At 62.7% G+C, this 21,484-nt stretch carries 21 protein-coding genes, 1 tRNA gene and 1 pseudogene; 9 read left to right on the plus strand and 14 right to left on the minus strand.

The window, feature by feature from the left end:
- From EPK82_RS21015 to EPK82_RS21025, 3 genes are all read left to right on the plus strand, one after another.
- Positions 1–825: a mechanosensitive ion channel family protein gene (locus EPK82_RS21015; protein ID WP_037047666.1), complete on the plus strand. Its 825-nt coding sequence runs from the start codon at positions 1–3 to the stop codon at positions 823–825.
- An 83-nt stretch (positions 826–908) separates the two neighbouring features.
- Positions 909–1,499 carry an RNA polymerase sigma factor SigX gene (gene sigX, locus EPK82_RS21020; protein WP_037047663.1) on the plus strand — a complete coding sequence of 197 codons (591 nt, stop codon included), beginning with the start codon at positions 909–911 and terminating at the stop codon, positions 1,497–1,499.
- 108 nt (positions 1,500–1,607) lie between these two features.
- Positions 1,608–2,585: an OmpA family protein gene (locus EPK82_RS21025; protein WP_037047661.1), complete on the plus strand. Its 978-nt coding sequence runs from the start codon at positions 1,608–1,610 to the stop codon at positions 2,583–2,585.
- 57 nt (positions 2,586–2,642) lie between these two features.
- Here EPK82_RS21025 and cobA read toward each other — a convergent pair whose 3' ends face one another.
- From cobA to EPK82_RS21070, 9 genes and pseudogenes are all read right to left on the minus strand, one after another.
- Positions 2,643–3,386, minus strand: a complete 744-nt coding sequence (cobA, locus tag EPK82_RS21030; RefSeq protein ID WP_134677895.1) for a uroporphyrinogen-III C-methyltransferase — start codon at positions 3,384–3,386, stop codon at positions 2,643–2,645.
- Positions 3,387–3,396: 10 nt separating this feature from the next.
- Positions 3,397–6,108 (minus strand): nitrate reductase, encoded by a 2,712-nt coding sequence (locus EPK82_RS21035; RefSeq protein WP_134677896.1) that lies wholly within the window; start codon positions 6,106–6,108, stop codon positions 3,397–3,399.
- A gap of 97 nt (positions 6,109–6,205) precedes the next feature.
- A pseudogene (locus EPK82_RS21040) lies at positions 6,206–7,405 on the minus strand (NAD(P)/FAD-dependent oxidoreductase); the annotation flags it as partial.
- Positions 7,406–8,081: 676 nt separating this feature from the next.
- A complete protein-coding gene (locus EPK82_RS21045; RefSeq protein ID WP_037047655.1) occupies positions 8,082–8,528 on the minus strand; it encodes a thioesterase family protein in 447 nt (148 codons plus the stop codon).
- Between the two features lie 48 nt (positions 8,529–8,576).
- A complete protein-coding gene (locus EPK82_RS21050; RefSeq protein ID WP_134677898.1) occupies positions 8,577–9,266 on the minus strand; it encodes a polysaccharide lyase family 7 protein in 690 nt (229 codons plus the stop codon).
- A gap of 97 nt (positions 9,267–9,363) precedes the next feature.
- Complete coding sequence (locus tag EPK82_RS21055; protein WP_037047650.1) at positions 9,364–10,158, minus strand: ABC transporter ATP-binding protein; 795 nt, start codon at positions 10,156–10,158, stop codon at positions 9,364–9,366.
- Positions 10,159–10,173: 15 nt separating this feature from the next.
- Complete coding sequence (locus EPK82_RS21060) at positions 10,174–11,166, minus strand: ABC transporter permease (protein WP_134677899.1); 993 nt, start codon at positions 11,164–11,166, stop codon at positions 10,174–10,176.
- Positions 11,167–11,218: 52 nt separating this feature from the next.
- Positions 11,219–12,580, minus strand: a complete 1,362-nt coding sequence (locus tag EPK82_RS21065; RefSeq protein WP_134677900.1) for a CmpA/NrtA family ABC transporter substrate-binding protein — start codon at positions 12,578–12,580, stop codon at positions 11,219–11,221.
- 314 nt (positions 12,581–12,894) lie between these two features.
- Positions 12,895–13,209, minus strand: a complete 315-nt coding sequence (locus tag EPK82_RS21070; RefSeq protein ID WP_037047631.1) for a hypothetical protein — start codon at positions 13,207–13,209, stop codon at positions 12,895–12,897.
- Positions 13,210–13,361: 152 nt separating this feature from the next.
- On the opposite strand from EPK82_RS21070, the gene EPK82_RS21075 reads away from it, so the two are divergent.
- A complete protein-coding gene (locus tag EPK82_RS21075) occupies positions 13,362–13,754 on the plus strand; it encodes a hypothetical protein (protein ID WP_037047628.1) in 393 nt (130 codons plus the stop codon).
- Positions 13,755–13,841: 87 nt separating this feature from the next.
- Here EPK82_RS21075 and EPK82_RS21080 read toward each other — a convergent pair whose 3' ends face one another.
- Positions 13,842–14,531: a crotonase/enoyl-CoA hydratase family protein gene (locus EPK82_RS21080; protein ID WP_134677901.1), complete on the minus strand. Its 690-nt coding sequence runs from the start codon at positions 14,529–14,531 to the stop codon at positions 13,842–13,844.
- A 185-nt stretch (positions 14,532–14,716) separates the two neighbouring features.
- On the opposite strand from EPK82_RS21080, the gene EPK82_RS21085 reads away from it, so the two are divergent.
- From EPK82_RS21085 to EPK82_RS21100, 4 genes are all read left to right on the plus strand, one after another.
- A complete protein-coding gene (locus EPK82_RS21085; RefSeq protein ID WP_037047623.1) occupies positions 14,717–14,935 on the plus strand; it encodes a hypothetical protein in 219 nt (72 codons plus the stop codon).
- A gap of 92 nt (positions 14,936–15,027) precedes the next feature.
- A tRNA-Ser gene (locus EPK82_RS21090) sits at positions 15,028–15,117 on the plus strand.
- Positions 15,118–15,216: 99 nt separating this feature from the next.
- Positions 15,217–16,926 (plus strand): site-specific integrase, encoded by a 1,710-nt coding sequence (locus EPK82_RS21095; RefSeq protein ID WP_167494389.1) that lies wholly within the window; start codon positions 15,217–15,219, stop codon positions 16,924–16,926.
- A 45-nt stretch (positions 16,927–16,971) separates the two neighbouring features.
- Positions 16,972–17,490 (plus strand): RIP homotypic interaction motif-containing protein, encoded by a 519-nt coding sequence (locus EPK82_RS21100; RefSeq protein WP_167494390.1) that lies wholly within the window; start codon positions 16,972–16,974, stop codon positions 17,488–17,490.
- Positions 17,491–17,635: 145 nt separating this feature from the next.
- On the opposite strand, the gene EPK82_RS21105 is transcribed toward EPK82_RS21100, so the two are convergent.
- The 4 genes from EPK82_RS21105 to EPK82_RS21120 form a co-directional block, all read right to left on the minus strand.
- On the minus strand, positions 17,636–18,631 hold the full coding sequence (locus tag EPK82_RS21105; protein WP_134677904.1) for a ParB/RepB/Spo0J family partition protein: 996 nt from the start codon (positions 18,629–18,631) through the stop codon (positions 17,636–17,638).
- A gap of 7 nt (positions 18,632–18,638) precedes the next feature.
- Positions 18,639–18,884, minus strand: coding sequence for a hypothetical protein (locus tag EPK82_RS21110; protein WP_134677905.1), 246 nt, complete (start codon positions 18,882–18,884; stop codon positions 18,639–18,641).
- A 236-nt stretch (positions 18,885–19,120) separates the two neighbouring features.
- A complete protein-coding gene (locus tag EPK82_RS21115) occupies positions 19,121–19,699 on the minus strand; it encodes a recombinase family protein (protein WP_134677906.1) in 579 nt (192 codons plus the stop codon).
- Positions 19,700–19,980: 281 nt separating this feature from the next.
- On the minus strand, positions 19,981–20,766 hold the full coding sequence (locus tag EPK82_RS21120; RefSeq protein WP_167494391.1) for a competence protein CoiA: 786 nt from the start codon (positions 20,764–20,766) through the stop codon (positions 19,981–19,983).
- Between the two features lie 460 nt (positions 20,767–21,226).
- Between EPK82_RS21120 and EPK82_RS21125 the strand changes: the two genes are divergently transcribed.
- Positions 21,227–21,433, plus strand: a complete 207-nt coding sequence (locus tag EPK82_RS21125) for a hypothetical protein (RefSeq protein WP_134677908.1) — start codon at positions 21,227–21,229, stop codon at positions 21,431–21,433.
- Positions 21,434–21,484 lie beyond the last annotated feature (51 nt).

The raw sequence follows: 21,484 nt of genomic DNA on the forward strand, positions 1-21,484 counted from the left end.
ATGGAACTCGACCCCTGGACCCAAAGCCTGATTTCCGCGATGACCGCACTCTGGACCAAGGTTGCCGGCTTCATTCCCAACCTGTTCGTTGCGCTGGTGCTGGTGCTGCTCGGCTTCGTCGTCGCCAAGCTGCTCGATACCCTGCTGTCCAAGCTGCTGGGCAAGGTCGGCCTTGATCGCCTGATGACCGGCACCGGCCTGACCAAGATGCTGGCCCGCGTGGGCATTCACGCCTCGGTGTCGACCCTGATCGGCAAGATCGTCTACTGGTTCGTGCTGCTGATCTTCCTGGTCTCGGCCGCGGAGTCCCTCGGCCTGCAGCGGGTGTCCGCCACGCTCGACGTGCTGGCGCTGTACCTGCCCAAGGTGTTCGGTGCCGCACTGGTGCTGCTCGCCGGCGTGCTGCTGGCACAACTGGTCAGCAGCCTGGTGCGTGGCGCCGCAGAAGGCGTGGGTCTGGAGTACGCGCACGGTCTTGGCCGCGTGGCCCAGGGCCTGGTGATCATCATCAGCATCTCCGTGGCCATCGGTCAGCTGGAAGTCAAGACCGACCTGCTCAACAACGTCATCGCCATCGTCCTGATTTCCGTCGGGCTGGCGGTTGCACTGGCCCTGGGCCTGGGCAGTCGGGATATCGCCAGCCAGATCCTGGCAGGCATTTATGTGCGCGAGTTGTACCAGGTCGGGCAACAAGTGCAGGTGGGTGATGTCGAAGGACAGATCGAAGAGATCGGCACGGTGAAAACCACCTTGCTCACCGACAGCGGTGAGCTGGTATCCGTCGCGAATCGAGTGATGCTCGAGCAACGCGTGAACAGTCGCTGACGCCAATCTGTTATTTTATGTAGCTGCCCGGCAAGGTGTGACCTGTCGGGCACTTTTCGTCCTGACCGTCGGCCCGACCCGTTTTGAACAAAGTTCAGCCACTGCCCAAGCGCTACGACCCCCGCGAGCTCACCGATGAAGAGCTGGTGACGCGCGCCCATGACGAGCTGTTTCACATCACGCGTGCTTACGAAGAGCTGATGCGTCGCTACCAGCGCACGTTATTCAATGTGTGCGCACGTTATTTAGGGAACGAAAGGGACGCTGATGATGTCTGTCAGGAAGTCATGCTTAAAGTGCTCTATGGCCTGAAGAACTTCGAAGGCAAGTCCAAGTTCAAGACCTGGCTGTACAGCATTACCTACAACGAGTGCATTACGCAGTATCGAAAAGAGCGGCGTAAGCGTCGATTGATTGACGCCTTAAGTTTGGACCCACTTGAAGAAGCGTCCGACGAAAAGACTCCCAAGGTCGAGGAGCGAGGCGGTCTGGACCGCTGGCTGGTCCATGTCAATCCGATCGACCGAGAGATTCTCGTGTTGCGTTTTGTTGCAGAACTCGAGTTTCAAGAGATTGCAGACATCATGCACATGGGCTTGAGCGCGACGAAGATGCGCTACAAGCGAGCATTGGATCGGTTGCGGGATAAATTTTCGGAAACTTCCGAAACTTAGTTCAGCTTTCCGACCACTAAGGGGATGGCGAGACCTGATAAAATCGCCGCCAAGTTGCCGACTGATTTACCTGGCAACTGACTAACCACCAAGATGGGGATTTAACGGATGAAAGTAAAAAACACCTTGGGCGTTGTGATTGGCTCTATCGTTGCCGCAACTTCCTTCGGCGCGCTGGCGCAAGGCCAAGGCGCTGTCGAGGTGGAGGGTTTCGTCAATCGCTACTTCGCCGACTCTCAGCGTGACTTCGCTCACGACGAAGGCAACCTGTTCGGCGGCAGCATCGGCTACTACCTGACCGACGACGTCGAGCTGGCACTGTCCTATGGCGAGTACCACGACCTGCGTGGCGAAGGTTCTGCCGGTAGCAAGAACATCAAGGGCAACCTGACCGACCTGAAGGCCATCTACCACTTCGGCCAGCCGACTGCCGGTCTGCGTCCGTACGTGTCTGCCGGTTTCGGCCATCAGAGCATCGGCGACGCCAACGGCAGTGGTCGTAACCACTCCACCCTGGCTATCGCAGGCGCTGGCGCCAAGTACTACTTCACCGAGATGTTCTATGCCCGCGCTGGCGTGGACGCTCTGTACAACATCGACCAGGGCGACACCGAGTGGCAAGCCGGCGTCGGTGTGGGTCTGAACTTCGGTGGTGGCAGCAAGCCGGCTCCGGCTCCGGTCGTCGCCGCTGTCGAGCCGACTCCCGAGCCTGCTCCGGAACCGGCCATGGAAACCGTTCGTGTCGAGCTGGACGTCAAGTTCGACTTCGACAAGGACCGCGTGAAAGAAGAAAGCTACGGTGACATCAAGAACCTGGCTGACTTCATGAACCAGTACCCGCAGACCACCACCACCGTTGAAGGTCACACCGACTCCGTCGGTAGCGATGCTTACAACCAGGGTCTGTCCGAGCGTCGTGCCAACGCCGTGCGTAACGTGCTGGTCAACCAGTACGGTGTGGACGGTGAGCGCGTGAACGCTGTTGGCTACGGCGAGACTCGCCCGGTTGCCGACAACGCCAGCGACTCCGGCCGCGCCATCAACCGTCGCGTTGAAGCTGAAGTGGAAGCCCAGATCAAGCAGTAATGCATCTGGCGCTCTGAGAAAACCCGGCTTCGGCCGGGTTTTTCTTTTTCAGCGCGTTCATCCGTGCGCCAGCTGGACAAGATCCAGCGTGGCGCGTTGCTGCACGACCTCGCCGATGACCAGGATTGCCGGGCTCTTCAGGGCGAAAGCTGCCGCATCGTCGAGCATGCTGGCGAGGCGGCTGCGGCATTCGCGCTGCTGAGGTAGCGAGGCGCTCTCGATCATCGCCACCGGCATCTCGCCCGGCATGCCACCGGCGAGCAGTCCCGCGCGGATGTCCGCCAGTTTCGCCACGCCCATGTAGATCACCAGCGTCGTACCGCTCTGCGCCAGCGCGGCCCAGTTCAATGCGCTGTCGTCCTGGGTGTGGGCGGTCAGCAGGGTCACGCCACGGGCCGTGCCACGCAGGGTCAGGGGGATGCCGCAGCTGGTTGCGCCTGCCAGGCCGGCGGTGATGCCGTTGACGATCTCCACCTCGATGCCTCGTGCGGCCAGCCAGTCCGCTTCTTCGCTGCCGCGGCCGAAGATGCACGGATCGCCACCTTTCAGGCGTACCACGCATTTGCCCTGGCGGGCGTAGCGCAGCATCAGGCGATGAATGAAGGCCTGTGGCGTGGAGCGGCATCCGCCACGCTTGCCCACCGGGATGATGCGCGCTGTGTGGCTGTGTTCGAGCACGGCCGGGTTGACCAGATCGTCGATCAGGACGATCTCGGCCTGCCGCAGTGCCTTGACCGCCTTGAGGGTGAGCAGCTCCGGGTCACCGGGGCCTGCGCCTACCAGCCAGACTTTTGCACTCATGTCAGGTTCCTCACAGGGTGTGCGCGACTGGCCGGGTGGCCAGCAGGCGCTTGATTTCGGGGACGCAGGAGCCGCAGCTGGTGCCGCAACCGAGCGTCTGCTTCAGGTCGGCCAGGTCGAGACCCTTGGCAATGCCGGCGCGGACCTTGGCCTCGCTGACGTTCAGGCAATTGCACAGGACCTTGCTGGGCGCTGCGCCGACGTTGCCGGGTGGCGCCGACAGGGGGGCGAGCAGCCAGCGCTGCTGGTCGCCTGTGAGTCGTCCGTCCTGCCACACGCTGCGTAGCCACTGGCCGGCGAGGGTTTCGCCGGCCAGTCGGAAACCGCTGATTCGGCCTTCGTCCAGGCGTACGCGCTTGCTGATGGATCGGCTCGGATCGTCATAGGCCAGGATCGGTCCGCTGCTGAGCTGCAGCAGCTGATCGATCCGCTCGAGCAGCTCCGAGGCAGGAGGCTCGGCACTGGCTGCACGGATCAGCAGTGCCGGTCGTTCGCGGCCGGTCGGTACCAGGCTGGCGTAGGCGAACGCTTCGAACAGCGGGCGCAGGGCCTGCAAGCGGCTCTGCACCTCGCCCTCGACCAGCGCGACGAGGCGCCAGGGCAGCTCGGCCTGGCTGACTTCGACGCTGGCATGCTTGAGCTCGGGCTGCCTGGACAGCGGGTCGACGGCGGACAGGGTCAGTGCGTTGCTCCCCAGTCCCTTGAGAAAGCGCTTGCCCCAGTGCATGGGCAGCCAGGCCTGGCCGGGTCGCAGGGCATCGTCTGCCTGCACCGGCAGGATCAGGCTGCCGCGGCGGCTGCTGAGTGTGATCAGGTCGCCGTCCTGCAGCTGGCGGCGCTGCAGGTCCTCGGGGTGCAGGCTGACTGTCGCGGCTTCGACATGGCCGAACAGGCGGGAGGCCGTGCTGGTGCGGCTCATGCCGTGCCACTGGTCGCGCAGGCGCCCGCTATTGAGGATCAGCGGGTAGTCGGGAGTGCAGGGCTCCTGGGGCGCCAGGTAGGGATCGGCATGGAAGCGGGCGCGGCCGGAGTCGTGCGGGAAGCGTCCATCCGTGTAGAGGCGCGTGGTGCCTTGATCAGCGCCGGGCGGAAATGGCCACTGCTGCGGGCCCAGTTCGTCCAGGCGTGCGTAGCTCAGCCCGGACAGGTCAAGGTCGCGCCCCCGGGTCAGTGATTTGTATTCCTCGAACAAGGCCTCGGCGCTGCTGAAGTCGAACAGGCTGGGGCGTTCGGGGTGTAGGCGCTTCTCCAGGCGGCGGGCGAAGTCGCAGGTGATCGACCAGTCGGCGCGAGCCTGGCCCGGGGCCGGCACGGCAGGGCGTACATGGCTGACGCGGCGCTCGGAATTGGTCACCGTGCCTTCCTTCTCGCCCCAGCTGGCGGCGGGCAGCAGCAGGTCGGCATGCTCGCAGGTCTCGGTGTGGCGAAAGGCTTCCTGGACCACCACGAACGGGCAGGCGGCCAGGGCCTCGTGCACCCTGTGCTGGTTGGGCAGCGACTGGGCCGGGTTGGTGCAGGCGATCCACAGCGCCTTGATGCGCCCGGCATGCAACGCATCGAACAGCTCGATGGCGGGCAGGCCCGCAGTGCTCGGCAGCTGTTCGATGCCCCAGTAGGCGGCCACTTCGGCACGGTGCTCGGGGTTGGCCGCATCGCGGTGTCCCGGCAGCAGGTTGCTCAGGCTACCGGTCTCACGGCCGCCCATGGCATTCGGCTGGCCGGTGAGGGAGAAGGGCCCGGCACCGGCCTTGCCGATCTGCCCGGTGGCCAGGTGCAGGTTGATCAGTGCGCTGTTCTTGGCACTGCCGGCGCTGGACTGGTTCAGCCCCATGCACCACAGCGAGAGGAAGCTCGGCGACTGGCCGATCCAGCGCGCGCAGGTGAGCAGGTCGTCGCGTCTGATCTGACAGAGCTCCGCGACCCTGGCCGGCGGATAGTCGCGTACATGTCGCTCCAGGGCGGCGAAGCCTTCGGTATGCGCGTCGATGAAGTGCCGATCGATCCAGCCTTCCTGCAGCAGCACATGGAGGATGCCGTGAAACAGCGCGACGTCGCTGCCCGGCTGCAGCGCCAGGTGCAGGTCGGCCAGCTCGCAGGTCTCGGTACGCCGGGGGTCGACGACGATGATCTTCATCTGCGGGCGTCTGGCCTTGGCCTCCTCCAGGCGACGGAACAGCACGGGATGGGCGTAGGCCATGTTGGAGCCGGCGATCAGCAGGCAGTCGCTCTGCTCGATGTCGCTGTAGGAGCATGGCGGCGCATCGCTGCCGAGGCTGCGCTTGTAGCCGACGACGGCAGAACTCATGCACAGGCGCGAGTTGGAGTCGATGTTGTGGGTACCGACCACGGCGCGGGCCAGCTTGTTGAAGGCGTAGTAGTCCTCGGTGAGCAGCTGCCCGGATATGTAGAACGCGACGCTGTCGGGGCCGTGCTGGCGGATGGTCTCGGCGAATACCGTGGCGGCATGATCCAGCGCGCTGTCCCAGTCCGTGCGCGAGCGTGCCAGGCTCTTGCCCAGACGCAGCTCGGGGTAGAGTGCGCGGGCATCGAGGTCGCCGGTCAGGTGCAGGGTCGAGCCCTTGCTGCACAGCCGACCGTAGTTGGCGGGATGCTCCGGATCACCGCTGACGCCGAGAATCCGTGCGCCGTCGTGTTCGATCAGTACCCCGCAGCCGACGCCGCAGTAGCAGCAGGTGGAGGCGGTGACATGATGGCTGGTCATTGCTGACACTCCTTGCGGGCGGCCGCCGGGCCGCTCAGGCGCATTGCCTGGTGGGCTCATGGGGCTGGCTGTGGGCGGACTGGCTGCGTGTCGCGAGTTCACCGAACATCAGTGCGTCGCGGAGCTCGCCGATGTGGCGTTTCTCGTGGATCAGCCGCAGATACCAGGCGCTATCGGCGGTGTCGCCGTACAGGCAGGCACCGACCAGCAGGTCATCCTCGATCACCAGTTTCTTGTAGATACCGTTGAGCGGGTCGCGGAGCATGATGCTCTCGGTGCCGGGCGCGCCCATGAAGTCGCCGGCCGAGAACAGCTCGATGCCGGTGACCTTGAGCCGGGTGGCTGTCACGGAGCCCGGGTAGCGCGCGAAACCCAGCTGTGCCAGGTGATTGGCGCAGACCCTGGCCTGTTCGTAGAGCGGTGCCACCAGGCCATAGGCGACGCCGCGATGAGCCGCGCATTCACCGATGGCGTAGATGCGCGGGTCGTAGGTCTGCAGCGTGTCGTCGACGACGATGCCGCGATTGCAGGCAAGGCCGGCGCTCTGCGCCAGTTCGATGTTGGGGCGGATGCCGGCAGCCATCACCACCAGGTCGGCGGGGATTTCCTGGCCATCCGCGAGCTTCACGGCGCGCACGCGGCCGGCGCCGTTGTCCAGCAGCTCGGCGGTCTGCCTGCCCAGCAGCAGATTCAGCCCTCGCGCCTGCAGCGACGCCTGCAGCAGCGCTGCGGCGCTTCGATCCAGTTGACGATCCAGCAGCCATTCGCCGATGTGCACCACGCTCGTTTGCATACCGCGCAGCTTGAGGCCATTGGCGGCCTCGAGGCCGAGCAGGCCGCCACCGATGACCACGGCATGTCGATGGGTCCTGGCGGTGTCCATCATCATGCGTGCATCGGCCATGTCGCGGTAACCGATGACCCCTTCGAGCCGGTTGCCGGGGATCGGCAGGATGAACGGGCTGGAGCCGGTGGCGATCAGCAGGCGGTCGTAGGGCGCCTGGCTGCCGTCATCGGCCACTACCCGGCGTGCCTGGCGATCAATCTTCACCACTTTGCGCCCCAGTTGCAGGCGGACGCCGTTCTTCGCATACCAGTCGAGGTCATTGAGAATGATGTCCTCGAAGCCCTGCTCGCCCGCCAGCACCGGCGACAGCAGGATGCGGTTGTAGTTGGGCTGAGGTTCGGCACCGAACACGGTGATGTCATACAGCCCCGGCGCCAGCTTGAGCAGCTCCTCGAGGGTGCGTACACCTGCCATGCCGTTGCCGATCATCACCAGCTTGAGTCTTTCCACGCCGGTTCTCCCGAATGCGCCATCACGTAACGCTGGCTGCCCATCGGGCGTGCCAGGGTAAGCAACTTGCCGGGAGCGGTTCACCGCTCGCCGGGCTTGGAAGGTCGCCGCCAGGAATGACAGGCAACAAAAAAGGCGTCCCGCTAGTTACCTAGCGAGGACGCCTTTGTCCAAGTCCCCAGTCTCCGGGAAGTGCGGCGCTCTTCGTTGAGCGTCGCGCTTTGATCAAGTTGTGCCGTCAGCAATGCAGCGCTTGTGCCAAGTCGCCCGAGCCACTGCCGTCGGGCGTTTCAGGGCAGGGTGGTGGCTCGCCTCGTGGCGCGGGTGCACTGTTTCAACGCCGGATGCGCTGATCTGGTGCGCGGCGCCGTCGGCTTCAGCGAATGGAATCGACCTGGCGCGCCGGGCTTGCCAGTGCTGCGACGACTCCGGAGAACGCACTCGCCGATGCCGAGGTAGCGTGCGTAGGCAGGGGCAGTGCGAGCAGGGACCAGGCCGAGAGGCTGGCGATCAGAGCCGTGCGTTGAGCGCGCTTGCGTATGGCTGGCATTGCGGTTCCTCCCAAGGTCAGCCTGGCATGCTGCCGATTCGTCGATGAACCTGGCATGACAGGCTGTTTATCGTTATGCCCTAAGGCGTAGCAGAGGATTCAGCAACTGTCACGCCAACAGGTCAGTTATCCGACCACGCGATTGACCTTGGGGAACTTGGCGCCGAATTCCTGCGGCATCTGCACGACCTTCGACTGACGGTAATCGAAGAACACGAAGCCGGACTTGGCCATGGCCACCAGCGTGCCGTCGGCAGGGCGGGTGATGCGAAAGGTGATATCGCCGCCGTACTTGTTGAAGTCCATGACGCCCACTTCGAACAGCAACTGGTCGCGTGCATGCGCCTCGGCGCGGTAGGTCGTCGCCAGGTCGGTGACGATGATGCCCACGCCATTGCCGTCGCTCTCGCGGATGCCGAATTCGAACAGGAAGCGTGCACGGGCCTCGGAAATCATCGAGATCATCGAGTCGTTGCCCAGGTGGTTGGCGCCGTTGATGTCGGTAACGCGAACGGTGAGATGGGTGCTGTAGCAGTACTGGTCTTCGGGAAAATCGAGGGTCAGGCGCGCCATGATCGTGTCACTGTCGGGGAAAGTGGCGATTGTAAGCGCCTGGCCAGCTCATCGGTGCAAGCTGTTGAGGTGGTAGAAGGTCACACGACCGCCTTCGCTGTCCGGCCCCGAGTTGTCCTGGATATAGGCGCCTGCCTTGAAGTAGAGGTACTGGGTGTCCCAGCTGCTGCTCAACTGGCGGTAGTAGGAGCCAGCATCGCCGTCCGTGCTGGACACGCTGATGCCGATGCGCCCGCTGGGGGTGACGCGCAGGTCGTAGCCAAAGCGCTCGCCCAGCTGCACGTTCTCGGCCAGCAGGATGTTCTTCACTTCACTGTCGCCCGGCCGGGCGCGCAGCAGCAGTTCGATGCGGCCGACACCGCGAAGGTAGTGATACTGCAGCTTGAGCAGCGGATCGTTCTGGCTGCCGGGTACGTCCGTGCTGTGGATCTGCCCGATCACCACCTTGTTGCGACTCGGCACCTGGTCGACCTGCAGCACCGCGCTCAGGTAGCTGTCCGAACTGGCGTGCAGCCAGTTGTCGAGGCTGCCGTCACGCAGGGTCTCGCGCAGCTCGCTGCGCGGGTAGCGGGCATCGGCCGTGCGTGAGCCGGTCACCGGTACCCAGAAGGTCACGCTGCCGTCGGCGTTGCGCCGGAAGTAGCGGCTCTCGTAAGCATTGTTCAGGCGCTCGGTACTGATGGTGGTCGGCGTCGGGTGGGTGGGAATCGACAGGTTCCAGGTGGTGAGATCTAGCACGGGACTCTCTGCTCGTCGGTTGAAGGCACTTCTTCGTCCCCCTCACGGGCCAGAGGTTCAACCGCGCCGACCCTCGAGCCGGCGCGGCAGAGCCACGTCAGGCCGCAGGGCGCTGCTGACGCTGGTAGAGGAATTCCAGTACCGCGGCCCGGTAGGCGTGGTACTGGCTGTCGTGCGCCAGCGCCATGCGCTGCCGAGGCCGCTCGAGATCGACCTGGAGGATTTCACCGACGGTGGCCGCCGGGCCGTTGCTCATCATCACGATACGGTCGGACAGCAGCACGGCTTCGTCCACGTCGTGGGTGATCATGATCACCGTGTTGCCCAGTTCGGCGTGAATCTCCATCAGCGAATCCTGCAGGTGCGCGCGGGTGAGGGCGTCGAGCGCTCCGAACGGCTCGTCCATCAGCAGCACCTTGGGTTGCATGGCCAGGGCGCGCGCGATGCCGATGCGCTGCTTCATGCCGCCGGATATCTCGCCGGGGCGTTTGTCGCGCGCGTGCGTCATGTGCACCAGGGCCAGGTTGTGTTCGATCCAGTCACGCATTTCCGCGCGCGTCTTCTGCCTGCGAAACACCTGGCGTACGGCCAGTTCGACGTTCTCGTAACAGGTCAGCCAGGGCAGCAGGCTGTGGTTCTGGAATACCACGGCACGCTCGGGACCGGGTTCGTTGACTTCCCGGCCATCGAGGATGATGCCGCCGGCCGTGGCCTGATGAAGCCCGGCGACGATGTTCAACACGGTGGACTTGCCGCAACCGGAATGGCCGATCAGCGAGACGAACTCGCCTTTGGCGATCTTCAGATTGACGTTCTGCAGGGCGCGGAACAGGCCTTTATCGGTGGGGAAATCGATGCCGACATTGGTCAGTTCGAGGTGGGCGTGGCTCATGGCGGTTCTCCTGGGTCAGCGCAGTACGGCGTTCTTGTCCCAGCTGAACAGGCGCTGGAGCAGAAGCATCAGACGGTCGAGGGCAAAGCCGATCAGGCCGATGACGATCACCGCCACCATGATCCGCCCGAGTGAATTGGAGCTGCCGTTCTGGAACTCGTCCCAGATGAATTTGCCCAGCCCTGGGTTCTGCGCGAGCATCTCGGCGGCGATCAGCACCATCCAGCCCGTGGCGAGCGACAGGCGCAGACCGGTGAAGATCATCGGCAGAGCCGCTGGCAGAACGATGCGCCGCACATGGCTGAGCGGCGACAGACGCAGCACCTTGCTGACGTTGTTGAGGTCCTTGTCGATGCCGGCCACGCCCACCGTGGTGTTGATCACCGTTGGCCACAGGCAGCACAGCGCCACGGTGAAGGCCGAGGTCAGGAACGACTTGGCGAACAGCGGATCGTCACTGACATACAAGGCGCTGACCAGCATGGTCACCAACGGCAGCCAGGCCAGTGGCGATACCGGCTTGAACACCTGGATCAGCGGGTTGAGCGCGCTGTACAGCGATTTGCTGAGGCCGCAGACGATGCCCAGGGGGATGGCCACCAGCGAGGCGATGACGAACCCGGCCGCCACGGTATAGAGACTGGTGAAGATCTGCTGGATGAAGGTCGGCTTGCCGGTGTAGGGGCGGATCTTCACCTCGGCGGCCGGATTGCTGGCCAGCAGCCTGGCGTTGCGTTCGTCCTGACGCTGGTAGAACGCGGCCGCCTTCTCCTGTTCGCGCTGATGGGCAGCGATCAGCCCGGAGAACTGCTCGCTGACCTGCAACGGGCCGGGAAACTGGCCCAGGCTGGTCTGGATGTGATTGGCCAGCCCCTGCCAGCACAGCAGGAACAGGGCGATGCCCAGTGCCGGCAGGATCAGGCTGCTGGCCAGGCGCTTGAGCAAGACGCTGTGACGCGCCGTCTTGAGGGTCTGCTGAATCGGAGTGGCGACGTTCGGGTTGCTCATCGTCCTGTCCTCGGGTCGGTTGAGGCCGCGACCAGGCGCGGCCGCTGGTGGCTTAGAGCGTGCGGTCGCCTTTCAGGCCGATGCTGAACTGCTGCAGGTAGGCGTTGGGCTGATGGCCGTCGTAGACCACGCCGTCGATGGTGTCGGCCAGCGGTTCACGAAAGCCATCCTCATCGGCCGGCGGGAAATCGCTGGCCTGCGCGTGGCCTTCGGCGACCAGCTCGGCGGCGGCCTGGCGATAGATCTCCGGGAGGAACACGCGCTTGGCCGTTTGCACGTACCAGTCGTCCGGCTTGGCGTCGGCAATCTGCCCCCAGCGACGCATTTGCGTCAGGTACCAGATGGCGTCGGAGTAGTAGGGGTAGGTGGCGTGGTAGCGGAAGAACACGTTGAAGTCGGGAACCTCGCGCTTGTCGCCTTTCTCGAACTCGAAGGTGCCGGTCATCGAGTTGGCGATGACCTTGGCATCGGCGCCGACGTACTCTGGATGCGAGAGAATCTCCACCGCCTCGGCGCGATTGGCGTTGTCGTCCGCATCCAGCCATTTGCCGGCGCGGATCAGCGCCTTGATCAGGCGCTTGTGAGTCTCCGGATTGGCTTGCGCCCAGCTGCGCGAGACGCCGAAGACCTTCTCCGACATGTTCCTGCGAATCGCGTAGTCGGCCACCACCGGCACGCCGATACCCTTGAACACGGCTGCCTGGTTCCAGGGCTCGCCGACGCTGTAACCGCTGATGGTGCCGGCTTCGAGTGTCGCCGGCATCTGCGGCGGCGGCGTCACCGAGAGCAGTGCCTGGGCATCGATCTGGCCGCTGATGTCGCCCTTGTTCGGGGCGTAGTAACCGGGGTTGATACCGCCAGCCGCGAGCCAGTAGCGCAACTCGTAATTGTGCGTCGACACCGGGAACACCATGCCCAGGTTGAAGGGCTTGCCGGCGGCAGCGTACTGCTCGATCACCGGCTTGAGCGCGTCGGCCTTGATCGGGTGCACGGGCTTGCCATCGGCCATTGGCACCTGTGGCTTCATCGCCTGCCAGACCTCGTTGGAAACCGTGATGGCATTGCCATTGAGGTCCATGGTGAAGGCCGTGACCACATCCGCCTTGGTGCCGAAGCCGATGGTGGCCCCCAGTGGCTGGCCGGAGAGCATGTGCGCGCCGTCCAGTTCGCCGTCGATCACCCGGTCCAGCAACACCTTCCAGTTGGCCTGCGCCTCGAGCGTGACATACAGCCCTTCGTCCTCGAAGTAGCCCTTCTCGTAGGCAATGGCCAGTGGCGCCATGTCGGTGAGCTTGATGAAGCCCAGTTTCAGTTCGGCTTTCTCCGGTTCGGCGGCGTGCAGCAACGGCGCGCTCAGCAGACCCAGGGCAAGACCCAGCGAAGACAGGCGGCGGGGCGATAGGCGATGGAGCATGGCATTTCCTCGACTGACAGAAACGAAAAAAGACGTCGCAGACAACCTGCTGCCGATGGCAACGAGGAGTCTTTGACGTCTTTGTCGGTGTGCCCGAATCGCCGCCGTTGGCGATCTGGAGCGTGGTCAGGGTTTCCTTAGCAAGGCCTTTGCCAGCTTTCGCCGTGACTGCCCTGGGATACGGAGAAATCCATATCTTTCAAGGACCTGGCTCTTCAGTGGCGACTCCGTCAGGGTGCTCGATCCTGCTGCAGACTGCCCAAAGACTGTGCAGCAGGATGATCGCTGGCCGATTTCGGAGCGTGGCGCGCGCCTCAGTGACAGGACTGCTGTTGTTTCAGTTCGACGAAGTCACGCAACCAGTGCAGCACCTCGACGGCCTCCCAGCGGGCGGGGTCGAAGAGCGCATAGGCAAGGCCCTGGTAACCGACCACATCGAGCTGACGGTGGTAGCCGGCACGCTGCAGCAGGGCCTCGATTTCGGCGAAGCAGGTATTGAAGTGCTGACGATTGAAGGGCGTGCGGTTCTCCGTGACGATGCCTTCGAGCAACAGCTCATCGACCATGTCGCGTACGCGTTCCAGCGGCATGCGGTTCACTCGGTGTTTCAGCTGTAGTACGTCCAGCATGGTGGCGCTCCTGTGCAGTCGATCGTTTACCTGCCCAATAGGGTAATCGAAAAATACTGTACAAATAAACAGTGTTGGGTGATAGTGGCCTCATTCCGGCGACGACAACCTGCTCACTCTGCGAAGCGAGCACCTTGCAAGGGGTATTGGCAATGCAACAGATGCTGATGACGATTGTGCTATTGGTCCTGCTGAGCGGATGCGCCCAACCTCAGGTCGAACGGCCCCAGGCCAATGGCGCTTACCTGGTCATAGAGGGCGAGCAGGCCTGGGCGGTGCTGGTGTCCAATGGCCGCCGGGTCGAAGAGGCGGGCAGGGTGCTGGATGTGGTTCGTCTGCCGAGCCCCCACTCCAATATCGCGGCCAGTTATGTCATCGAAACGCCCAACTGCGGCAAGCTGCAGTGGTTGACCGAGCGGCACGGCATGGCGGAAGGCGATACGACCTTGCTGCCCGCAGCGTTCAACGAGCAGTTGAGCAATCCTGACTGCGTGCTGGCGCAGGGCTTGAGCCGCGCCTGGACCGCACTGGATTACTCCAGCTGAGCAGGTCGCCTCGATCAGGGCACAAAAAAACGCCGCGACTATAGAAGTCGCGGCGTTTTCTTTTGCAGCATGAGTCCTTCGTGGGGACTACATCAGGTGTTGCTTGTCCATCTCGATGGCGGCATCGAGCGTTTCCAGCAAGGCCTTGCGCACCTTCAGCTTGGTGTTCTTGTGCGCGGTCATGTTGATCTTCTTCATCTGCTGGGCTGCGGTCTGAGCGGTAGCCAGCAGCTGCTCGCCGGGCACGACCTTGTCCAGGAAGCCGGCATCGACTGCACCTGCCGGGTCGAACATTTCGCCATTGATCACCGAGCGGTGGAATGCCGACTTGCGCAGGCGATCACGTGCCAGTTCGATGCCGACATGGTGCATGGTCATGCCGATCTGCACTTCGTTCAGGCCAATGTTGAACGGGCCTTCGACACCGATGCGGTAATCGGCAGACAGCAGGATGAACGCGCCTTTGGCCACGGCGTGGCCTGGGCAGGCGACGATGATCGGGTAGGGGTGAGCGAGCATGCGCCGCGCCAGCGTGGAACCTGCCGCCACCAGGTTGACGGCGTTCTGCGGGCCGGAGGTCATCACCTTCAGGTCGTAGCCGCCGGAGAGGATGCCTGGTTGGCCTGTGATGATGACGATGGCGCGATCCTGTTCCGCACGGTCGAGTGCGGCATTGAAGGCAGCGATCACGTCAGGGGAGATGGCGTTCACCTTGCCATTGCTCAGGGTCAGGGTGGCGATGCCATCTTCGAGTTGATAGCTGATCAGGTCGCTCATGGCAGTTTTCCTTGTTGGCGCCGCGGGGCTGAATGTGGGCAGAAGGTACTCAGCCGAACCGCTCTGGTAAAGCGCTGTGACTGACCGGCTGGTCAGTGTTTCTGCCTATCGCGGCGATGCCGAATGGCAATTGGTCGTGCATGGAGGCTGACATTTAAGGTAGACCGCATATCCGAGGAGCGCCCATGAACAGCCTTTACTCCACCCTCTATCTGATTGCCGTGCTCGGCTTGCTGCTGGCAGCTGTCGTGCTCAGCGACAGCCTCTATCTGCGCAGCCCGTCCGGCGTCCTGATGCTGTTCGGCATCGGGCTGTTCCTATCCCTCGGTTTTCTGCTGTTTGGCCACATCCGTTTCGACGAAACCCCCTCCGGCGAGCCCGAGGAAAACCGCTTGCGCTCTTAAGCGCATGAATCCTTTAAAAAAATTTGCCATTCGTAAAACATTCGACTACATTAGCGCACCTCGACGGGCTACACGCCAAAACGTCGAGATCCGGTGAAGTGTCCGAGTGGTTGAAGGAGCACGCCTGGAAAGTGTGTATACGGGAAACCGTATCAAGAGTTCGAATCTCTTCTTCACCGCCACTTTCGTGAAACCCCTGTAGGCTCTGGCTTGCAGGGGTTTTTTCGTTTATGGCGACCGTCAACCCTCCCGACATGCGTACACCGGGAGCGTACACACACATGGCCATGGCGATGACCCGTCCGACCAAAGATTCTCGCGGCGTCTATGAATACAAGACGCGCTACCCGAAAGACCTTGCCCATTTGTTCAAGCCTCACGCTCGCTGGAAGCGGAGCCTGGGTACGCGCGACCCCGCTGAAGCTGCCAAGCGCTTTCCGGCCGTCGACCAGGAGTGCAAGCAGCACTTTGCCCTACTTCGGGCAGTGCATCTCGATGGCTTCCAGCTTGATGCCAGGGACGCCCAGCAGTTGGCTGCCAGGTGGTTCCGTGAAACGCTGGCGGAGCTGGAGGCGAGTGGTGACTACGGCATTTACCTTGTGCGGTCGGTAGAGTCGATTCCGGATCAGGCGACGGGGCAGGTGATGGACGCTCCCAGTTGGGGGGTTGTGCAAAGCCTGGTTGACGAGGAGTCGGACGTCACCCCGTGGATTGCCCCCTTCATTCGTAGCACACTGGAAGCACACCAGTACCCCGAGGTAGTGGAGGGAACCGACCTCCATGGCGTTCTGGTCGACGCGTTCTGGCCGGTCTTCTGTGACCTGTCCACCCTGTGCCTTGCACGTATGACCAAGGGCGGGCGTTACGTGCCGGCACCTCCTGTAGCGCCTCACGCCCCATTGTCCTTCGAAGCCAAGCCTGGCGCCCTGACGCTCTCCCAAGTGTTCGAGAAGTGGGCCGAGGACAAGCTTCTGACAGATGCCAAGGCCGGCAAGACTGTGGACGAGTTCCGTGGTGTGGTTCGCCGCTTCCAGGAGCTGTACGGCGACATGGAGGCGTGCTCAATCACGCGAAGCCTGGTCGGGGACTTCCGGGCGGCGCTGGGCAAGTTGCCTACCAAGGGGCAGGGCATCCGTGGCCTGAGCGCCCCCCAGGCTATCGCCAAGGCTGAAGCTGAAGGGCTTCCTAGGGCTAGCCTGCTGACTGTCCGGAAGCAGCTCGTTATCCTGGCTGCCCTATTGAACTTCGCTGTGAAGCGCCTGGAGGCCATGGACGAGGAGCCGGTTTCGGCATCAGGCATCCTCAAGTCATTATCGAAGGCTGCGGCACGCCAGGAGACGCGGACAGGGGAGGATAAGGCATACACGAAGGCCGACCTGCAGCGGATGTTTGGTAGTCCGCTTTTTCGGGGTGAATGGAAGCCGGCACGGGCCGATTTCGGGGAGGCGCTTTACTGGATTCCCTTGTTGCTGGCCTATACAGGTGCCAGGCGTGAAGAAGTGGCGCAGCTCTTGGTTTCGGACGTCGTGCGCTGCCCTGACACTGGTATCTGGTATGCCTCGCTCCGTCCTGATGACGATAAATCGGTAAAGGGGGCCTCCAGTCTGCGTAGGGCTCCCCTTCATTCCGATTTGCTGGAGTTGGGGTTCGTGCGTTACGTGGAGTCGCTACCAAAGGAAGGGCCTGTCTTCCCACGCTTGATAGAGCACTCGTCCAATGGCCTCGGTCATGGTGTCGGTCTGGCTTGGGGGCGTTACCTGCGGCAGGAGCTGGGCATGAAAGTTGAGGCGGCTCCATTTCATGGCTTCCGTCATACCTTCAAGACGCTTTGTAGGGAAGCCGGCATCGAAACGGCAGTTCACGACTGTATTACCGGGCACGCGACGCCGGGAGTGGGGGCCTCCTACGGGGCGACGCCGTTGACGCGCATGGCGGAGGAGCTGGCGAAGTACCCGAGCATCGCCCGTATGGCTGGTTTGCTCCCTTGTTGACTTGGGCTACTCTCCAGGCTCTATCTATTATCAAGGATGGCAGTCATGAGTTTGTTCTCTCCCGGTGGCGGTCGTGACGAGGTTTACTTTGAAAGAGATGGTGCCCGTCAAGGCCCTTTCAAATGCAACTTCGCCACCCCTCAAGTGCATCTTTTCTACAAAGAGCTGGACATTGTTGAGGGTGACAAGTTAGTTCGACCGGTGCCAGGCGGTAGTGAGCATGTCTTTACCGTTACTGAGGTTGGTTTCAGCCACGGGTTATCGGGAATACCGCCTCACTACAAGCTCCGCTTAGTTAAAGACGCAGCGATTCGGCCTTCGCACGCCGCTCCGGTGACTAATCACATCACCATTTCAGGATCGACCGGCATACAGATCGGCAACCACAATATCCAGAATCTTGAGGTCGCTATGCGGGAGGTTCTGTCCTCTATTGACAACTCAGGTGCCCCCATGGACGAACGGGAAGACGCAAAGAACCGCCTTGCAGCTTTCCTAGCACACCCCCTGGTTGTGGCTGCTGTTGGGGCGGGCCTGCCCGCAGCGCTGGGCCTTCTAAGTTGAGCCTCTTCTGAAAACGCCAGGGGGACGGACACGCGGGTGTCCATTAGCCCCCTTGGGCGCGTGATAGCTTTCAAGGTGCAGCGCCAGGAAAGACGGGGCCTGCAGCCATTCGAGGGCTCTGAGGGCCCCTCATGTGGGGCTCCCGTTAGAAGTCGCCAGGCGCCCTGGAGGTGCCTTCCGCGTGCATGCGGGCAACCTCCACGCCCAACTGGCTGTGGTCAACGTCGCCGCCCACGGCTTCATCGTCGTCCGTCGTCACTGGTTGATGAACCTTCGGCTTGTACTTCGCCTCCAGATACGCAGCTCCGTCCGGGCGTCCTGCTTCACGCCCAAGCTCCTCCAGGGCCGTGACTATGACCTTGGGCTCGTATCGCCCATCCTCACCGAACAACGCCTGTATGACGGCCATTTTGACGGCATGCTTCAGGGCTGCCGGGCTGGTTCGTTTCCCGCCGTCCTGGCGCTGCTTCTGGAACATCCTCCAGGAGATGATGGAAAGGCGTCGCCACGTCGTCTTCCGCTGCCAGTAGGCCTGGAGTTGCTGTTCCGCCTTGTCCCTTGGCGTGTCACGGTCGATCTTGCCGGCGTTGATGCCCTCCTGGCGGACTGCGTCGCGGAAGCGCTTGATGGAGTTCTCGGAGACGCCCAGCAGGACGGAAGCTTCCTTGACCGGCATCTTGCGGTAGGTGTCGCGCTCCTGGTTGAAGGCGCCCCAGGCGTTCTCGACTCGCTCCAGTGGTGATAGAGCCTGGACGATCTGCTGGTTGGCCAGCCGGGAGGCATCGAGAGCATCCGCGAAGCCGAGCCCAGGCAGGACTTCGACCAACGCCTCCGCTATTCCCGCCTTCGTTAGCGCTTCCAGACGGTGGTGTCCGTCCACTAGCCAGAAACGGGCCGGGACGTGGTGCGGCCTGTCGGCCCCTGGAGCAAGCTCGTAGACACCGCCTTCCTCAGCCGCCACGACCTGCAGGGGGACTTGCTGGCCGTCGGCCTTGATGCTGCGCCGGAGCTGATTGACGTGGTCCTTGTAGCGCTTGGCGTCGCTGTGCTCCTTGTACTTCTGCATACCGACATTGCGGTTCTGCAACTGCGGGTCGGTCTGGATTGAGTCCAGGGGAATAGATTGAAGTCGTCCCGTCATAGCTACCTCACCGCGTCCGAACGATGGGGCCCAGGGCGAGCCAGCGCGGCTCCTCCCGGTCGCTACGGGCCAAGTCCAGGAGGTCGTCGTCCTCCCAGGACAGGCCTGCTGTCAGGGCCAGCTCCATGGCTTCAGCCAGGCGTGTGTCGCGGCATTTCTTCTTGCCCAAGGCGCAGGCCAGGGTGGTCAGGCGATCGATGTGGTCAGGGCGCAGGTGCAGGTTCAACCGCACCAGCTTGGTGGTGGTGTTCATTGGATCGAAGTCCTTGGTGATAGAGCGAACGCCAGCGCCCCGCCTGGAGTGGTCCGGGCAGGGTGTCGTGGTCGTCGCTGGATGGATTGAGTCGGGCTTGAGGCGCACCCCGCTGGAGCAGGTTGCGTCGTATTCGCCTAGGGGTGGCCGCAATTTACCCTGGCAAAGAAGTGCCAGGCTCGTCGGTTTGTCCTATGGGGGGCCCAAATAGCCCAAGGAGACGCTTGGAGGGGCGCTTACACCTCGACTGGATGCGCCTTGCAGGCCCGCTTCACGGTGGCTGTGGATACCTTCCAGTGGTCGGCGGTGTCCTGGATGCTGGCGCCGTTCTCCTTCCGCCAGGCGGCGATGGCAACGTCGTCGTGCTGCTTGGGCTTGCCCAGCTTGCGACCGTCCTGCCTGGCCTTCTCAATGCCGGCCATCTGCCTGGCCTTGATGTTCTCCCGCTCCAGCTCGGCGACGCCCGCCAGGAGGGTGAGCATGAGCTTGCCGGTGGGCGTGGATAGGTCAAACCCCTCACGCAGGGACACGACGGTGACTCCCTTCTTCGCCAGCGCCTCGACTGTCTCCAGGACGTCGATGGTGTTCCGGCCCAGGCGGTCGATGGCCGCGACGATGACGGTGTCGCCCTTCCTGGCAAAGGTGAACAGCGCCTTGAAGCCCTCGCGCTCCAGGGCCTTGGTGGTGCCGCTGGTGGCTTCGTCGGTGAACCATCCATCTTCGCTGACGTTGTGGCGCTGGCCGATGGCATGGCGCTGGGCCTCGACTGACTGGCCGTCGCTACTGACTCGGGTATAGGCAAGGATGGCGGTCATGGTGTCGCGCTCCGGATGGCTCATAAAGTAGGCGCACAACCTACTGTATGGCTCAATTAAAAGCAACACATTTGAGCCACCCTGCAAACCTCATTCTTCCGTGCCCTCGTGAGGCCGCCCAGCCTGGCTCATAAGGTGTACTTCATGAGCCAGGCGCAAATGAGCGCAGCGCGGCCTGACGCTATGGTCGGTCCTGCGTGTGGTGTATTCGGAACTGAAGGCGATGCTGGCGTACCAGCGGCGAGGGGGCGGGGGGGGGAACTTGGCCGTGACCTACATTACTAAAGGTCGCTCAGATTTTTCCCACTAAAAAGGTCCGCGACTAGCTGCTCCTTCGCCAGGAGCCGGATGCACCAGCCGTCTGGGCCATATCTCATGAGCTGCCCCAGTCTTCCGGCTCCGAAGTCCAGGAATGTGGGCTTGGTCGTCAAGTACCAGACTTCACGTGCCTTCATCCATAGGAAAAGGTGGTGCCCCTTGTAGAAAGCTGGATAGTAGGCCGATAGTTCCTGGCGTCCGGAGTAGATCTCGTCCGTCTGCTCGCTACGTCGCTTGAACATTAGGCTATCGAAGCCGTTCCTGATGACCGGGTTGGTTCGCCACAGGGGGTGTGGCCCCAAGAACGTGAGGTCCTGCACGAAGGGCGCTGACGGGTCGGGTAAGCAGTCGAATATGGTGATGTTCTGGAGGAACGGCCCCGCGTCCACAATCCAGACCATGTTGTCGTAAAAGGCTTCCCTGCTGCGCATCTCGTCGGGGGGCATTGGGGAGTGTTGCAGCTCCACCACCAGACCTGAAGGCAGCCGGACGTCGGCGATGTGCTTCTCACCGGTACTGTCGTGCTGCACTACTTCGTGGTAGTCCTCTGGAAACTGCTTTTTCCAGGCCCGGTGCCATTCTCCTTCGTTCTCCCACCAAGGGTCGCAACGGCGACGGCCTTTGTGCGCCCAGTGCCAGGTGAGCTGTTCTCCGCACTTTGCAATCATGGGCGCGCCACAGGCTTGGCAAGCGCCTTGTTGCCCCGAGCTTGGCAGGGCGCGTACGCCATTGACCAGTGCTATCTCCATTGAAACCGCCTCCATATCGGTCAGGGGCCGGCAGTGCGGCTCTAGTCGAGGATGATAGTGCCATTGGCGTTCACATGCAGGGGGCTGGCTATGCATGCACGGGGCGCGTACACTTTCTGGCGGGATGCTCCTCTAGAGTGCCCGTAAATACTGGGGTTGGCGGCGGCGATATAGGCTCAAGAGTTCGAATCTCTTCTTTACCGCCACTTTCGCAATACCTAAAGCCCTGAAAACTGAGAAGTTTTCGGGGCTTTTTGCTTTCTGCTCTCAGATTTTTTGCGTGATCCCGTCGCCAGGCCGCGCGCGGCTATCTTTTTTCGCGAATCCGCTTCCCTCTACCAGCCCGTGCCAGGTGCCATTGGCAATAGCCATGGTCACTATCGAGAGTACTGATTTCCGCTCGCCAGGGCATCGGCCTACTGTTGGCTCCAACACAGATAGCGTTGAGTTGGAGGTCATCATGCCCCGTATCGATGTGGTTTCCCTGGTTGGCAGCGCCGTACCTGCCGAGCTTCGTTCCGATGGTCTCATGGCGTGCTGGCTGTTGATGGTTGACGGTCAGCCCAAGGCCGGTCCCTTTGCGTCGCGAGACGCTGCGCTTGCCTGCCAGACCGTCTGGATGCTCAGCAACATTGCTCGCCCTGAGGGCGACTCGCTTCTGGCCTGACACCGCTTTACCCCGCGCTCGCTCCAGCGCCCCCTTGGCCCGCCTCTGGCG

The sequence above is a fragment of the Ectopseudomonas khazarica genome (genome assembly GCF_004521985.1).
GTDB classification, from domain to species: Bacteria; Pseudomonadota; Gammaproteobacteria; order Pseudomonadales; family Pseudomonadaceae; genus Aquipseudomonas; species Aquipseudomonas khazarica.

What these genes read in the sequence shown, in the direction of transcription:
- EPK82_RS21055 (WP_037047650.1), bottom strand. Translation starts at nt 10,158, where the DNA reads ATGAGCCACGCCCACCTCGAACTGACCAATGTCGGCATCGATTTCCCC.
- EPK82_RS21110 (WP_134677905.1), bottom strand. Translation starts at nt 18,884, where the DNA reads ATGAACACCACCACCAAGCTGGTGCGGTTGAACCTGCACCTGCGCCCT.
- EPK82_RS21080 (WP_134677901.1), bottom strand. Translation starts at nt 14,531, where the DNA reads ATGAGCGACCTGATCAGCTATCAACTCGAAGATGGCATCGCCACCCTG.
- EPK82_RS21035 (WP_134677896.1), bottom strand. Translation starts at nt 6,108, where the DNA reads ATGACCAGCCATCATGTCACCGCCTCCACCTGCTGCTACTGCGGCGTC.
- EPK82_RS21095 (WP_167494389.1), top strand. Translation starts at nt 15,217, where the DNA reads ATGGCCATGGCGATGACCCGTCCGACCAAAGATTCTCGCGGCGTCTAT.
- EPK82_RS21120 (WP_167494391.1), bottom strand. Translation starts at nt 20,766, where the DNA reads ATGGAGATAGCACTGGTCAATGGCGTACGCGCCCTGCCAAGCTCGGGG.
- EPK82_RS21085 (WP_037047623.1), top strand. Translation starts at nt 14,717, where the DNA reads ATGAACAGCCTTTACTCCACCCTCTATCTGATTGCCGTGCTCGGCTTG.
- EPK82_RS21105 (WP_134677904.1), bottom strand. Translation starts at nt 18,631, where the DNA reads ATGACGGGACGACTTCAATCTATTCCCCTGGACTCAATCCAGACCGAC.
- EPK82_RS21015 (WP_037047666.1), top strand. Translation starts at nt 1, where the DNA reads ATGGAACTCGACCCCTGGACCCAAAGCCTGATTTCCGCGATGACCGCA.
- EPK82_RS21125 (WP_134677908.1), top strand. Translation starts at nt 21,227, where the DNA reads ATGCCCCGTATCGATGTGGTTTCCCTGGTTGGCAGCGCCGTACCTGCC.
- EPK82_RS21025 (WP_037047661.1), top strand. Translation starts at nt 1,608, where the DNA reads ATGAAAGTAAAAAACACCTTGGGCGTTGTGATTGGCTCTATCGTTGCC.
- EPK82_RS21070 (WP_037047631.1), bottom strand. Translation starts at nt 13,209, where the DNA reads ATGCTGGACGTACTACAGCTGAAACACCGAGTGAACCGCATGCCGCTG.
- EPK82_RS21075 (WP_037047628.1), top strand. Translation starts at nt 13,362, where the DNA reads ATGCAACAGATGCTGATGACGATTGTGCTATTGGTCCTGCTGAGCGGA.
- EPK82_RS21065 (WP_134677900.1), bottom strand. Translation starts at nt 12,580, where the DNA reads ATGCTCCATCGCCTATCGCCCCGCCGCCTGTCTTCGCTGGGTCTTGCC.
- EPK82_RS21115 (WP_134677906.1), bottom strand. Translation starts at nt 19,699, where the DNA reads ATGACCGCCATCCTTGCCTATACCCGAGTCAGTAGCGACGGCCAGTCA.
- EPK82_RS21045 (WP_037047655.1), bottom strand. Translation starts at nt 8,528, where the DNA reads ATGGCGCGCCTGACCCTCGATTTTCCCGAAGACCAGTACTGCTACAGC.
- EPK82_RS21060 (WP_134677899.1), bottom strand. Translation starts at nt 11,166, where the DNA reads ATGAGCAACCCGAACGTCGCCACTCCGATTCAGCAGACCCTCAAGACG.
- EPK82_RS21100 (WP_167494390.1), top strand. Translation starts at nt 16,972, where the DNA reads ATGAGTTTGTTCTCTCCCGGTGGCGGTCGTGACGAGGTTTACTTTGAA.
- cobA (WP_134677895.1), bottom strand. Translation starts at nt 3,386, where the DNA reads ATGAGTGCAAAAGTCTGGCTGGTAGGCGCAGGCCCCGGTGACCCGGAG.